Source organism: Microbacterium sp. VKM Ac-2870 (assembly GCF_015350795.1).
Lineage (GTDB): Bacteria > Actinomycetota > Actinomycetes > Actinomycetales > Microbacteriaceae > Microbacterium.
Map to the genome: position 1 here is coordinate 16,747 of NZ_JADKSH010000005.1, position 13,800 is coordinate 30,546.

Here is a 13,800-nt window from a genome sequence, read left to right on the forward strand (position 1 = left end):
TGCGTTCTCATACCGATGCCGGCGCCCGTCCGATCTGCAATACCGGAGGCGCGCAGCACGCCCCGCCTAGCGACGCCCCGGATGCATCAAACAGCCCTGCGCCGCCGCAAACACCAGTGTCCGGGAGGACGAGCTCGACGCGGCGGGCGGCTTCGCGGTCGCCCGCAACTTCAGCTGCAACGCTCCGGACTTGCTCGTACCCGGTGAGCGCGAGGAATGTCGGCGCACGGCCGTAAGACTTCGCCCCGACGAGGTAGAAGTCAGGTTCGGGCTGGGCGAGGTCGGCGGCGCCGGTCGCGGCGACGGACCCGCAGGAGTGGACGTTCGGATCCACCTCCGCGGCGATCCGAACCGGCGCCTGCAACGTCGGGTCGAGCTCCAACCGCAGCTCGGAGAGGAACGACAGGTCGGGGCGGAAGCCAGTGAGCACCACCACCCGGTCGGCCGTGAGAGTGCGACCGTCCTCCGCGACTAGGACGGGGCGCTCACCGTCACGGGTCACGCGTTCGACCCGGAACCCGGTGACGAGGGATACCAGGCCGGCATCGACGTGCTCTTTCGCTTTGATCCCCAGCGCGCCGCGTGCGGGCAGCTCGTCAGCGTCGCCCCCACCAAAGGTGTTCCCGACGGCCGCACGGCGCAGCGCCCAAGTCACCGTCGTCGACGGGTCCCGGCGAGCCATGCGCGCAAGGGCCAGCACGGCCGTCACGGCCGAGTGCCCCGAACCGATAACAACGGTGTGCTTGCCGGCGAAACCAGCACGGTCACGAAAGTCGGGGATGCGGTACGAGAGCAGGTCCGCGGACGCCGCCTCACCGATGGCGGGGAGCCCGTCAGCTCCCGCCGGGTTGGGGGTCGACCAGGTGCCGGATGCGTCAATCACAGCTCGGGCTTGCACCCGATACTCCTCCCCTTGAGCAGGCGAGACGTGAACGGTAAACGGCTGATCCCCGCGGCCAGCATCAACAAGGCGGTCCCGGCCGAGCCGTGAAACTCCCGTCACCCGGGCGCCGAAGCGAACGCGATCACCCAGGGCCACAGCCAAGGGCGCGAGGTATCTCTCGATCCACTGGGCCCCAGTGGGGTACCCCGTCGTCGGAGCTTGCCACCCCGAGCCGTCCAGGAGACGAGCGCCTGCCGCGTCGATCAGCTCAGGCCACTCGGAAAACAGCCGCACGTGCCCCCATTCCGCAACCGCAGCCGCAGGAGAACTGCCAGCCTCAAGCACCACAACGGGCACACTTCGCTCAAGCAAATGCGCAGCCGCGGCAAGACCCTGAGGACCCGCGCCGATCACAGCCACCGGCAAGACGTCTTCCACAGCAACCTCAATCATCCATTGACGAACATCGATGGGTAGAGCATCATCGATACATCGACGACTGTCAATACGACGTGAGAGGATCGCAGTATGACTGCACAGTTCCCGCTCCTTGCCCCCGCGGGAAGCGAATCGTGCTGCGCTCCGGTGGCCGGGGCGGTGATCTCGCTTGAAGACGCTGAGCGCACCGCTCGAACATTCAAAGCACTCGGCGACCCTACCCGCGTACGCCTGCTGTCCTTGATCGCCGCATCCGCTGACGGGGAGGCGTGCGTCTGCGATCTCACCGAGCCCGTCGGCCTATCGCAGCCGACCGTGTCACACCACATGAAGCAGCTCGTCGACGCCGGTCTCGTTACCCGCGAGCAGCGCGGCCGATGGGCCTACTACCGCGTCATCACCGACGCTCTCGACGCCGCATCCCGCGCCCTCCGCGCATGAGCGACATCGCGGTACGGGCCCTGACCGAGAGGGACTGGCTCGAGGTGGAAACGATCTACCGCGAAGGCATCGCCGCCGGAAACGCGACGTTCGAAAGCGAGCCCCCATCCTGGGCCGGCTTCGACCAAGGAAAGCTCCAGGTTGGCCGACTCGTCGCCACCGATCCCGCCGGCTCAGTCCTCGGCTGGGTTGCCGCATCCCGCGTCTCTGCACGCGAGGTCTACCGCGGAGTCGTAGAACACTCCGTCTATGTTGCCGATCGAGCCCACGGGCGCGGCGTCGGCACGGCACTTCTCACCTCCTTCCTGCGCGCAGCTGACGCCGCTGACATCTGGACGGTGCAAGCAAGCATCTTCCCCGAGAACACCGCCAGCCTGGCCCTTCACGAGCGTGCCGGCTTCCGCCGCATCGGCCACCGCGAACGCATCGCGTACATGACCTACGGCCCCTGGGCTGGCAACTGGCGCGACACGATACTCATCGAGCGCCGCCGCCCCTGAGGCACGTCAAAACCCCCTGCCGAAACCGTTTGTCCCGAAACCGGGTTTCGATACGGCCCTGAGTTTCGGCGGGCTTCCGCGGCGCACGACTCGACCGTCCCAGAAACGATCGTTTTTGGTACGGCTGGAATCGCTAGGGTGGCGCCATGGCGACTATTCTCCGCACCGTTCACTGGACCGTGCTTCCACACGTCGGTGACCCGATCGCGCTAATTCAAGCGGCAGTCGAGCCCACCGACTTCAGCGTGACCTCATCGACACCGACGTCGATCGTGATCGACGTCCCGCGAGCGATGCTGAAAAACCGGTGGGCTGCAACCATCACCGGCATGCTCTCGCCGCGTGGCGGCGGCACTGACATCGAATGGACGATCGACGGGCTCGGCACAAAGCACTACGAGCACATGGTGACGATCGCGGATGGGATGCCAGAGGGGGCACTGGACGACCACGGCATTCCGGAAGCCGTCTCCAAGATCGCTCTCAAACTCTTTGGACGCAAGGAGATTCGCCATCTGGCGAACGTCCTCGATCGGGGCGAATTCGTCTCCGCGGTCGGCGTCGGCAACCTTGGCGGCAAGATGGGAATCGTCGCGCTCACAGACCGCCGGCTGTTGTTCCTGGAAAAGAGCATCGGCAGCGAGAACCTCGTTGAATTCTCTCTTGCTTCGATCGGCGCCCTGTCTCTCGGGAAGAAGATGGGCGGCGAGACGCTGTCCATCACCCACTCCGGAACTTCCGCGACGATCACGACGCTGGGCCACGGTCAAGGTGACGGGATCGTTCGGAAGTTCCGTGAACTGAAAGCTCAGCAAACAGCCGGCCGCCCAGCAGCGGCTCCAGCAGCCGACCCCATCGCCCAGATTGAGCGTTTGGCCGAGCTGCGCGACAAGGGCATTCTCAGCGAAGACGAGTTCCAGGCACAGAAGACCCAACTCCTCTCCAATCTCTGACTACGTCCACGAGATCGCGGCGGTGCGCAAACCCGCGGCGATGATGCAGAACCGATCGGTTGCACCACACGGGGAGGCCGCGACGGGCACCTCGAGCTCCGCAAGTAGTCCCGCGTCCGACGACCGCCCTATCATCCGTGCATGCCAGATGCATCGCTGCGAGCACAGCTGCAAGAACCCCGCACACACCGCAGGGTCCGCGACCGATGTCGCTACTACGGCCTCACCATCGACGAGTTCTTCGATATGTGGGATCAGCAAGGCGGTTGTTGCGCGCTCTGCCAGTGCACGCTCACACTCCGCAACGTGCGCATCGATCACGCCCACGAACCCCAACGCCACGAAGATCGAGAGTTACGTCGCGCAAATGTGCGCGGCCTCTTGTGTAACGGGTGCAACACCGCCCTCGGTCGACTCGAACGCATCGACATCGACGCTGAAAACGAGTGGCTCGCGACCGAGATCCGCGCCGCACGGGACAAAATCGACCAATACGAGAAAGCGATCCCCCTCTTCGTTGATCGAGTTCACCGATACCTAGGAGGAGAGCCGCCACCTCCAGACGAAAGCCCTCAACCCGAGCTGCTCGCTCTCGCGCGCAAGCTCCCCTGGAGGGACACCAGGTGGGCAGAGGACGGCTTCGACATCGGAGCAGGCGTGATGGAGTTTGTCTCCTACCGCGCTGCGGTGGTCACGGCACGATCGCAGACCAGTGAACTCTCTTGTAGCGCACCCGACCAACATGGATCGTGTGAAACGGCACGCCGAGCCACGCAGCAGTGAGTTCGCGGGGTCTGCCGTGTTGTGGAAGACGCCCCATGCGGGGTGATCCGGTGGCACATAAGCCACCCGGCACCCACCCGGGGCCTGCTTGCTGATCACACTGACCAGCGAGAGATAACAGACCCAAAACGACGAGTGCGGTTTCGACTCACCGAGGCGCTCCCCGTTATGGGGGTCCATTTGAGAGCAATATTTGGCCAGCGCCGCTGATGCGGGTTGCCCGAGGCGGAGGACGCTCGTGGTCACACGTGCACCGCCGCGGTTAGTGCGCTCCTCGCGACCAGCTCACGAGGCATGCCCGAAGGCCGTATCGATCGCACCGGCGGCGCCGACGATGATCGGCAATGCGCGCGGGGTCGAGATGTACCCTGCGGTCGTTCTTGCGTCTGCGTGACCAGCCTGGGCCTGGCTGTAGATTCGTCCGACAGCCTCATCGACCACGGTCAGCACAGTGCGCCGCAGTGTGTGGAAGGTGAAGTCATCCAGGTCAATTCCGGCCACTTCGAGAGGTTCTCTGTACTCAAGCTTCAGCGAAGCGAGGCGGGCGCGTATATAAGCCGGAGACTGCTTCGCGCCGCGGAGGCCTTGCAGGAGTGGCGCGTCCGGGCCGCTACGTGTCGCAATGGACCGGCACTCGTCGACGACCGCACGCGCCCACGACGGCAGCTCCAGTATTCGTGCCTGCTCGTCGTCTTTCAGCTCGTTCGCCCGGAAGGTCTTCCCCGCCACGGTGACGATCGTGCCTGTGACCGCCAAACGCAACGAGGGCACGTCAGTGGTTTCATCCATCAGGAATCCGCCTACCTCTCCAATGCGACAGCCCGTTGCCAGCCGAGCTCGATCGCTAGGCGCAACTGCGGGCCTCTCCGCGGCCCCGATTTTCTGCTGTCCTCCCAGTGACGCATACAGTCTCGCAACACGACCACCTGCGCACGAGTGAGGGCCTGTCTCTGCCGCTTTGTTCTTCGAAGGCCTCGGCAGATCCCTCGCCGGATTGAGCGGTATCGCACCCATGCTGGCCGCGAGCCCAAGAGAGTCCCGGAGGGCGCGAAGTATGTGCAGACGGTAGGAAACCGAGTAGCCGATCGCACCCTTGACCCGCCGTGTGCGGTGCGGCGCCTCGCGCATCTCCTTCATGAAGTCGCGCAGTTGAGGCGTGGGGATGTCACCCAGACGCAGCGCGCCGATGCGCGGGACGATCACGCCTCGCGCTGTGCGCGCGTAGGTCTCGACCGACTGCGGCCTCTGCGCATTCCCTTCGTCCGCATCGCCGAGAGTCGCGATCCACCGCTCGATTGCTTCCTCCAGTGTGGTGGCTGGCGACCAGATGTCTCCGAGATACAGGAGCGAGGCTGCTTTCGTCCTGAGCTCTGCCTCTACCTCCTCGCATGTGTCACGCACGGCGACAACGCGCCTCGGCTTGTCCGCAGCGTCGCGCGTTCGCGCGACTCCCCGCACCTTCCCCGGATGGCGCTCATAGTCCCATTCGATTCGGCCGATATTGCCTGGCTTGATTCGCGCCGGCGCCATCAGCTCGCAATCCGATCGGTCGACTGCTCGCAAGCTTCCAGCCATCGCAGGACGGAGACGGCACGGTAACGGGGCTTCTTACCTTCGAGGATGAATGGCGGACCGCCACCATCCTTCCTCCATCGCTGGATCTTGCGGACGTGGAAGCCCGTGCGCGCGGACAGCTCCACCTCGTCCCACATCTCGAACGGGTCGAGATCAACACTCGTATCGCTCATGCCCACCACATGCACGGTGCCGGGCGAGTTGTGTCGGAGAAGCCTGGTTAGGTACAGCGACGTATGCGCGAGGGGTCGCCGAACGCCCTCAAAATGGGCCCTATTCGCCACCCATTCGCCACCCGTAAGCAGCTTTTCCTCCATGAACCGAGGCGTGCACTCCATGACCGATCGCCGTCCTCCCGCATGATTTCGCGGAAGTCAGCTGGTTTGGGTGTCAGATAAAACGGTGCCGGCTACAGGACTTGAACCTGCAACCCCCGTATTACAAGTACGGTGCGCTACCAATTGCGCCAAGCCGGCGGGGTCCGGGTGTTCGGACGACTACGGGAAGCCCCGCGACTAAGAGGGTACGTGATGCCATATGTCGCACGCACATCGACAGGGCTCTTGCTGATGATTCTGCAATGATCACAGTATGCGCAGAACCGGTTTCACCGTCGTCGTCGGAATCGTGGCGATCATCCTGACGGGATGCACGACGGCACAGCCGTCGCCTCGCCCACCGACCGCTTCGCACACGCAGCCGCCGAGCGCATCCGCTCCCATCCCCACACCCACACCCACACCCACACCCACACCCAGCCTTACGTCGAACCGCGCCGCGTTGGTCATCTCGGCGACCGATGTCACGCTGCTTGATGAGAGTGGCGAGGTAGAGGCGCGGCTGAAACTCAAGGGCGAGGATCCCACCCCGTTCGCTGAGGCGATCAACACCGCAGCCGGGGCTGCCGGTGTCGCAGCGACCACGCCCGGCGGACCCGAGGGCGCGAAGTTCACGTCTACCTTCACGTGGGACACCCTGAAGATCAGCACCTTCTTCAGCCCTGACGAGTGCGACGCTGGCTGCCGAGGCACGTTCGTCTACGTCACCGCCCCCAGCGTCGGAACGTTGCCGATCCACACCACATCCGGCATCTTCGTCGGCGAGACCGTCGACGATGCCAAGGAGCGGGGAGCTCAGCCCACGAGCGATCTTCCACTCGCGTCCGACCCCGAGGACCCTTCTCTCATCAACTCAACGACGGAGGCGACTCGAGTCGTCATCCTGGATGCGGATCAGGGAGTGATCACGCACATCCGCGCGGGCGACGGGTACAGCTCACTCGGCGGCATGTGATCCACGTCCGCACGGTCGGCTCGTCCATCGTGACGGACGCCTCAGACCACGCGGCGGCACGGCCTCGCGGGACCTACGGCGCGCGCGTCGGGGTGACGGTGGGCGTCGGGGTCGCCGTCTGCGACTTGTAGTACGCGCCGCTCGCGCTGGTGAGCACGAACTGCGAGAACTCAGCGGCATCCGACATATCGCCCACGTACTGCTGGCCGTTGACGACCACCATCGGCGTCCCGGTGAGCGTCAACCCGTTCGTGCCGGGGATGCCGCTGATCGCGCGCTCGGTGGCACCCTTGACCCACGTCGAGTACGACTCGGTCTCGATGCACTCGCGGAGCTTCTTCGGATCGTCCGACCCATTGGCCTGCGCGAGGTCGGCGAGTTCCTTGTCGGAGAACCCGTCGGAGTCGACGGCCGGCTGTCGGGTGAGCAGTTCGTTGTTGAAGCTGAAGAACTTCGACGGGTCGAGCGTGGCGACGCAGGCAGCCGCGCTCGCGGCGCGCAGCGAGTACTTCGTCCCGTTCGACTTCGCCGTGAGCATCGACACGGGGTGGTACGTGAGCGTGGCCGCACCGTCAGTCACCCACGAGGAGAGCTGCTTGGCATTGGCGAGCTGCCACTGCCGTGCGGCCGGCGACAGGTAGTCGACATACACGTGGATGTTCACGACGGATGCCGATGCGGACGGAGTCGGTGCGGGCGTCGCGGCCGGCGCCTGGGCGGCATCGGTAGGAGCGGGGCTCGACCCGTCGGGGGGCGTTCCCGCCGAGACACCCGTCACGGACGTGACCGCGAAGCCGTCTCCGGTCGCGTCGTCGGGCTGCAGCTGGGGCCGATCCGCGTTGGAGCGGATCGCCCATGACACCGCGACGGCCACCACGACCACCGCGGCAACGACTCCGACGGTCAACGCCGAGCGGCGGATCACGCGCGCACGCGACTGCTTCGCATGCACGAGCTGAGCCTTCTCGCGCACCGCGTCGCGGCGGCCTGCGGGCGTGGGCTCGTTCGGGGTGTCGTCGTGAGACATGGGACCTTCTGACAGAAGCAAATTCGAGGGCGTGCCACCGCGCGTCGGGATTGTCGCGAACGGGGCATGGCGATGGTGTCGATCGTAGCCAGCCCGCCTGTGAAATCCCCAGACGAACCCTCCTCCTCGACCACCGAGATGGTGCCATACTGAGAGCGCGTCCATCGAAGGGCGTGCGGGTCAAGCCCCCGCTCATTCCATCACTACGGATCGTCCGGCACGTACCTGCCGGTGAAGGAGAAGAAAACATGGCGTCCGTCACGTTTGACAACGCAACCCGCCTCTACCCGGGCGGCACCCGCCCCGCGGTCGACAAGCTGAACCTCGAGGTCGCCGACGGCGAGTTCCTGGTTCTGGTCGGCCCCTCCGGTTGCGGTAAGTCCACCTCGCTGCGCATGCTGGCCGGCCTCGAAGAGGTCAACTCGGGCCGCATCCTCATCGGCGACCGCGATGTCACCGACATCCCGCCGAAAGACCGCGACATCGCGATGGTCTTCCAGAACTACGCGCTCTACCCGCACATGACAGTCGCCGAGAACATGGGCTTCGCCCTGAAGATCGCCGGCGTCGGCAAGGAAGAGCGCGCTCAGCGTGTGCTCGAGGCCGCCAAGCTGCTCGACCTCGAGGAGTACCTCACCCGCAAGCCGAAGGCGCTCTCCGGCGGTCAGCGTCAGCGCGTCGCCATGGGTCGTGCCATCGTCCGTCAGCCGCAGGTGTTCCTCATGGACGAGCCGCTGTCGAACCTCGACGCGAAGCTCCGCGTGCAGACGCGCACCCAGATCGCCTCGCTGCAGCGCCGTCTCGGCGTCACCACGGTCTACGTCACCCACGACCAGACCGAAGCCCTCACCATGGGTGACCGCATCGCGGTGCTCAAGGACGGTCTCCTGCAGCAGGTCGGCACGCCGCGCGACCTGTACGAGAAGCCGAACAACGTGTTCGTCGCCGGCTTCATCGGCTCGCCCGCGATGAACCTGTTCCCGGTCGACCTCGCAAGCACCAGCGGCATCCAGTTCGGCACCGCCGTCGTCGACGCCGACATCGATCGCCCGACGAGCGGCACGCAGGTCACCGCGGGTGTGCGCCCCGAGGACATCATCGTGAACCCGGCCGACGGCAAGGGCCTCTCGGTCACCGTCGACCTGGTCGAAGAGCTCGGCGCCGACGGCTACCTCTACGGTCACACCGACGTCGCGGGCAAGCGCACCGACATCGTCGCTCGCGTCGACGGTCGCAGCCACCCGAACGCCGGCGAGACGGTCGTGCTCGCCCCCGTGCCGCACCACGTGCACGCGTTCGACATCGAGTCCGGCGAGCGCCTCACCAAGAAGGCGATCGCCTCGGCCTGATCCCACGAAGACGCGGCGCGGGTGGCCCAGGTTCCCAGCGAACCGGACCCCCGCGCCGCGTCGTCCGTCCCCCCGACGAAAGCGAAGACCGGCGTGGTCCACTCCCTCACGATCACTGCAAGCAGCGTCGACGCCGGGCTCCTCGCCCTGCCCTGGTCAACTCCCCTCGACGAGTGGGGCAAGGACACGATCGTCTCGCTGCCCAAGGGCCTCTCGCGCCACCTCGTCCGCTTCGCAGATCTCTCCGGTCGTGTCGTCGCGGTCAAGGAGACCACTGGCGAGATGGCGCGCCGCGAGTACGACATGCTGGGCGCGCTCGGCCGCCTCGACGTGCCGTGTGTCGAACGCGTCGCCGTGATCGACGGCCGTCGCACCGCCAAGGGTGACCCCCTCCCCGCCGCGCTCGTGACCGCCCACCTCAAGTTCTCACTCCCCTACCGGGCCCTGTTCACGCAGGTGCTACGGCCCGACACCGCCGGCCGCCTGGTCGACGCGCTGGCCGCCCTCCTCGTGCGTCTGCACACGACGGGCTTCTTCTGGGGCGACGTGTCGCTGTCCAACACGCTCTTCCGCCGCGACGCGGGCGCCTTCGCCGCCTACCTCGTCGACGCCGAGACCGGCGAGCTGCACGAGGCCGGACTCACGCGCGGGCAGCGTGAACACGATCTCGACGTCGCCCGCACGAACATCGCCGGCGAGATCATGGATCTCGAAGCCGGCGGCCGTCTCGAGGGCGGAGTGGATGCCGTCGCGGTCGCCGACGGCATCATGTCGTCGTACCACTCACTGTGGGCCGCCCTCACCGACAAGGAGAGCTTCGCGGCGGGCGAGGCGTGGCACATCACCGAGCGGGTGAAGCGCCTCAACGATCTCGGCTTCGACATCGGCGAGATGTCGATCCGCACCACCTCCGACGGCACGACCGTCTCCATCCAGCCGAAGGTCGTCGACGCCGGTCATCACCAGCGCCGCCTCCTCCGGTTGACGGGCCTCGACGTCGAAGAGAACCAGGCTCGCCGCCTGCTCAACGACATGGACGAGTTCCGGGCGCGTGTGTCTCGCCTCGGTTCGGACGAGGAGATGGTCGCGCACGAGTGGCTGACCCGAGTGTTCGAGCCGGTCATCAAGGCAATCCCGTGGGACCTGCGCGCGAAGCTGGAGCCCGCAGAGGTGTTCCACCAGGTGCTCGAGCACCGATGGTACATGTCGCAGGCGCGCGGTCAGTCGGTGCCGATCGCCGAAGTCGTTTCGTCGTACATCGACAACGTGCTGCGGTACCGTCGCGACGAGGCCACGGTCATGGGGCCTCCGACCGAAACGATGGCCATTCCGATCGTGACGTCGGCGATCTCGACGATCGACGACGACGAGGATGACGACGTCGACTGGCGTGACCTGGTCTAGAGCGGTTCGCCTCGCTGCGCTCACTCAACGGCCGGGAGGCTGCACGCGGCCGAAACGCCGCGTGCCGCGTGCCGCGTCAGTATCCGACGGTGAAGCGTTCCCGCGAGTGCTTCGGGTTCTCGATCTCGTCGAGGATGGCGACCGCCAGATCGGCGCCGGAGATGAACGACTCCCCCGCGGCATCCGTCACGATGACGTCGCCGCCGTCACGGTAGATGCCCGTGCGCTCACCCGGGTTGAAGGCGCCGAAGCCACCGGCCGGGTGCACGAAGAACCAGTCGCGCCCGGTCTGCTCGGTCTGCAGGTCTTCGAGCACCCCGATCATCTCGAGCGCTTCGGCCTTGTACTCCTCGGGAAAGCCCATGTCGACCACGCGCGCCCCGCCGGGAGCGACGAGGCTGCCCCCGGCGCCGCCGATAACGCCGAGGCGAACGCTCTCCGGGAGAACCGTGTTGAGTGACTCGAGGTTGGGCCGCACGAGCCCTTCCATCGCGCCGCGCGGAGCAACCGCGCTGATGACGACGTCGACGCCCTCGAGCTGGGTGACCAGACCGGGGATGTCGAGCAGCGTGCCCTCGATGTAGGTGGCGCCCGGCACGCGGTCGGCGGCGACCGAGCGGGCCACCGACAGCACGGTGTGCCCTCGGTCGACGGCTTCGGAGACGATGTGACGGCCGGCGAAGCCGGTTCCGCCCAGTACAGCGATGATGGCCATGTCGGTCAGTCCCTTCGTTCGGTGCTGCGTCACTCGGCGGCGGCGCGGATCGTGGCGACCTGGTACAGCGCGACGGATGCCGCGATGCCGGCGTTGAGCGATTCGGTGGCGGCCGAGATCGGAATCGAGACGATCTGGTCGCACGTCTCGGTGACGAGCCGCGACAGCCCCTTGCCTTCCGAACCGACGACGATGACCACGGGTCGATCGGCGAGTTCGAGCTGCGGAAGCGCAACGTCACCGCCGCCGTCCAGGCCGAGCACGAACACGCCCTGCTTCTTCAGATCCTTCAACGTCGTCGTCAGGTTGGGTGCCATGGCGACCGGCACGCGGGCCGCGGCTCCCGCGCTCGTCTTCCACGCGGCGGAGTTGACGCCGGCAGAACGACGCTGCGGAATGATCAGCCCCTGACCTCCGAATGCCGCGGTCGAGCGGATGATCGCGCCGAGGTTGCGCGGGTCGGTCACGCCATCGAGGGCGACGAGCAGAGGCGTCTGGCCCTTGTCGATGATCTGCTCGAGCAGGTCTTGCGGGTGCGCGTACTCGTACGGCGGCACCTTGAGGGCGACGCCCTGGTGCACACCATCGAAGCCCGCCATGCGGTCGAGCTCAGGGCGGGTCACCTCCATCACGGGGATGCCGCGCTGGGTCGCGATAGACAGCATCTCCTTGACGCGGTCGTCCATCTCCACACGCTGCGCGATGTAGAAGGCGGTGGCGGGAATGCGCGCCCGCAGCGCCTCCAGCACGGAGTTGCGCCCGGTTACGTTCTCGGTCTCGTCACCGGCCTTGGACTTCGGGGCGCGCGATTGCGTCGGCTTCTGCCCGGGCCGCCCCTTGCCGCCCGCCGCGGCGTAGCGCTCGGCCGCAGCCTTGCGCTTGCCGGCGACGTGCCAGGCGCGATCTTCCGCCTTGGGCGTGGGGCCTCGGCCCTCGAGCGCTTTGCGCCCGAGACCGCCCGTGCCCTTGACGGGGCCTTTCTTCTTACCCTTACCCGCAGAGGGGTTGCCCGGCTTAGCCATCGTTCAGACTCCAATGTGTCCCGTCGGGACCGTCTTCGAGGACGACGCCTGCCTCCGCGATCGCATCGCGGAGGCGGTCGGCTGCCGCCCAGTCTTTGTTCGCGCGCGCCTCGGCGCGCTGGGTGATCATCGCCTGCAACAGGCCGTCGAGGGCCCGCGCCTGCGCGTCGTCGGTGTCACCGCGCCAGCGCGGATCGGTGGGGTTCATGCCGAGCACGCCGGTCATCCGGCCGACCTCGACGAGCGCACGAGCGGCACCGTCGCGATCGCCGGCGTCGAGGGCAGCGTTGCCGGCACGCACCGTCTCGTGCACGACCGCGAGGGCCTGGGGCACGCCGAGGTCGTCGTCCATCGCGGCGGCGAACGCGTCGGGGAGGTCGGCGGCCACGAGAGGCGTGCTCGTCCCCAGCGCCCGCGCGGCGCGCTGCTGGAAGGTGCGAATGCGGTCGAGAGCCGCCTCCGCCTCATCGAAGGAGGCGGGCGTGAGATCGAGGTTCGAACGGTAATGGGCCGCAGCGAGGGCGTACCGGATGACGAGCGGGTCGCGCTCGATGAGCACATCCGCGGCCAGGAGGTGATTGCCGAGCGACTTAGACATCTTCTGATCGCCGACGGTCACCAGACCGTTGTGCACCCAATAACGCGCGAAGGCATCGCCGGCTGCGGTCGACTGGGCGAGTTCGTTCTCGTGGTGGGGGAAGCGCAAGTCGATGCCCCCGCCGTGGATGTCGAACGAGCTGCCGAGGTAGCGCCGGCTCATGGCTGAGCACTCGATGTGCCAGCCAGGCCGCCCCGGACCCCACGGGCTCTCCCAGACGGCATCCGCCGGCTCACCCGGCTTGGCGCCCTTCCACAGAGCGAAGTCGCGCGCGTCGCGCTTTCCTCGCGCATCGGCATCGGCTGCGGGCTCCATCGCGTCGATGCTCTGGTGCGTGAGTGCGCCGTAGGCCGGCCACGAGCGCACATCGAAGTACACGTCACCGGCCGCCGCATACGCGTGGCCGCGGGAGATGAGCGTCTGGATCAGCTCCTGCATCTGCGGAATCGACCCCGTGGCGCGCGGTTCGTAGGTCGGCGCGAGAATGCCGATCGCGGCATACGCGCGGCCGAACTCCCGCTCCATGCGGTACGCGAGCGCCCACCACGGCTCGTTCTCCGTGGCGTTCTGCAGCACCTTGTCGTCGATGTCGGTCACGTTGCGAACGAAGGTGACCCGCCCGAAGCGTCGCGCCAGCCACCGCCGCAGCAGATCGAACGCGAGCGCTGCGCGCAGGTGGTGGATGCCGGGGCCCGACTGCACCGTCGGACCGCAGACGTACATGGTGACGTGGCCGGGGCTCTGCGGCGCGAAGTCGCGCAACGCCTGTGCCTGGGTGTCGTAGAGCCGGACTGTCACCGCTCCAGCCTACCGGCGCGC

14 protein-coding genes and 1 tRNA gene are annotated in these 13,800 nt (G+C 66.8%); 7 read left to right on the plus strand and 8 right to left on the minus strand.

Translation table 11 applies throughout. From position 1 onward, the window contains the following. Positions 1-7: 7 nt before the first annotated feature. Positions 8-1,321 carry an FAD-dependent oxidoreductase gene (locus tag ITJ43_RS12125; RefSeq protein ID WP_194584331.1) on the minus strand — a complete coding sequence of 438 codons (1,314 nt, stop codon included), beginning with the start codon at positions 1,319-1,321 and terminating at the stop codon, positions 8-10. Positions 1,322-1,411: 90 nt separating this feature from the next. Here ITJ43_RS12125 and ITJ43_RS12130 point away from each other — a divergent pair, with 90 nt between their 5' ends. The 4 genes from ITJ43_RS12130 (at position 1,412) to ITJ43_RS12145 (ending at position 3,998) form a co-directional block, all read left to right on the plus strand. Beyond that, the gene (locus ITJ43_RS12130) at positions 1,412-1,762 is read left to right on the plus strand and encodes an ArsR/SmtB family transcription factor (protein ID WP_228495856.1); all 351 of its coding nucleotides are present in this window, start codon (positions 1,412-1,414) and stop codon (positions 1,760-1,762) included. Then, positions 1,759-2,262, plus strand: a complete 504-nt coding sequence (locus ITJ43_RS12135; RefSeq protein ID WP_060915506.1) for a GNAT family N-acetyltransferase — start codon at positions 1,759-1,761, stop codon at positions 2,260-2,262. The genes ITJ43_RS12130 and ITJ43_RS12135 overlap by 4 nt, the downstream gene beginning before the upstream one ends. A 146-nt stretch (positions 2,263-2,408) precedes the next feature. Continuing rightward, on the plus strand, positions 2,409-3,215 hold the full coding sequence (locus tag ITJ43_RS12140) for an SHOCT domain-containing protein (protein ID WP_194584332.1): 807 nt from the start codon (positions 2,409-2,411) through the stop codon (positions 3,213-3,215). 141 nt (positions 3,216-3,356) lie between these two features. Then, positions 3,357-3,998, plus strand: coding sequence for an endonuclease domain-containing protein (locus ITJ43_RS12145; RefSeq protein WP_194584114.1), 642 nt, complete (start codon positions 3,357-3,359; stop codon positions 3,996-3,998). Positions 3,999-4,283: 285 nt separating this feature from the next. Here the strand turns inward: ITJ43_RS12145 and ITJ43_RS12150 are convergent, their stop codons facing one another. The 3 genes from ITJ43_RS12150 to ITJ43_RS12160 form a co-directional block, all read right to left on the minus strand. Further along, the gene (locus ITJ43_RS12150; protein WP_194584115.1) at positions 4,284-5,528 is read right to left on the minus strand and encodes a tyrosine-type recombinase/integrase; all 1,245 of its coding nucleotides are present in this window, start codon (positions 5,526-5,528) and stop codon (positions 4,284-4,286) included. After that, a complete protein-coding gene (locus ITJ43_RS12155; RefSeq protein WP_194584116.1) occupies positions 5,528-5,890 on the minus strand; it encodes a helix-turn-helix transcriptional regulator in 363 nt (120 codons plus the stop codon). The genes ITJ43_RS12150 and ITJ43_RS12155 overlap by 1 nt, the downstream gene beginning before the upstream one ends. 86 nt (positions 5,891-5,976) lie before the next feature. Beyond that, positions 5,977-6,049: transfer RNA gene (locus ITJ43_RS12160), tRNA-Thr, on the minus strand. A 115-nt stretch (positions 6,050-6,164) separates the two neighbouring features. Between ITJ43_RS12160 and ITJ43_RS12165 the strand changes: the two genes are divergently transcribed. After that, a complete protein-coding gene (locus tag ITJ43_RS12165) occupies positions 6,165-6,866 on the plus strand; it encodes a hypothetical protein (RefSeq protein WP_194584117.1) in 702 nt (233 codons plus the stop codon). Between the two features lie 73 nt (positions 6,867-6,939). Here the strand turns inward: ITJ43_RS12165 and ITJ43_RS12170 are convergent, their stop codons facing one another. Beyond that, positions 6,940-7,893 (minus strand): DsbA family protein, encoded by a 954-nt coding sequence (locus ITJ43_RS12170; protein WP_194584118.1) that lies wholly within the window; start codon positions 7,891-7,893, stop codon positions 6,940-6,942. 248 nt (positions 7,894-8,141) lie between these two features. Here ITJ43_RS12170 and ITJ43_RS12175 point away from each other — a divergent pair, with 248 nt between their 5' ends. Beyond that, the gene (locus tag ITJ43_RS12175; RefSeq protein ID WP_194584119.1) at positions 8,142-9,242 is read left to right on the plus strand and encodes an ABC transporter ATP-binding protein; all 1,101 of its coding nucleotides are present in this window, start codon (positions 8,142-8,144) and stop codon (positions 9,240-9,242) included. Positions 9,243-9,335: 93 nt separating this feature from the next. Next, positions 9,336-10,646 (plus strand): DUF4032 domain-containing protein, encoded by a 1,311-nt coding sequence (locus tag ITJ43_RS12180; protein ID WP_194584120.1) that lies wholly within the window; start codon positions 9,336-9,338, stop codon positions 10,644-10,646. Between the two features lie 76 nt (positions 10,647-10,722). Here ITJ43_RS12180 and ITJ43_RS12185 read toward each other — a convergent pair whose 3' ends face one another. From ITJ43_RS12185 to cysS, 3 genes are read right to left on the minus strand one after another with little or no spacing between them, the layout of a single operon-like run. Further along, the gene (locus ITJ43_RS12185) at positions 10,723-11,361 is read right to left on the minus strand and encodes an NAD(P)-dependent oxidoreductase (RefSeq protein WP_194584121.1); all 639 of its coding nucleotides are present in this window, start codon (positions 11,359-11,361) and stop codon (positions 10,723-10,725) included. 29 nt (positions 11,362-11,390) lie between these two features. Further along, positions 11,391-12,383 (minus strand): 23S rRNA (guanosine(2251)-2'-O)-methyltransferase RlmB, encoded by a 993-nt coding sequence (rlmB, locus tag ITJ43_RS12190; RefSeq protein ID WP_194584122.1) that lies wholly within the window; start codon positions 12,381-12,383, stop codon positions 11,391-11,393. Beyond that, positions 12,376-13,779 carry a cysteine--tRNA ligase gene (gene cysS, locus ITJ43_RS12195; RefSeq protein WP_194584123.1) on the minus strand — a complete coding sequence of 468 codons (1,404 nt, stop codon included), beginning with the start codon at positions 13,777-13,779 and terminating at the stop codon, positions 12,376-12,378. The genes rlmB and cysS overlap by 8 nt, the downstream gene beginning before the upstream one ends. Positions 13,780-13,800 lie beyond the last annotated feature (21 nt).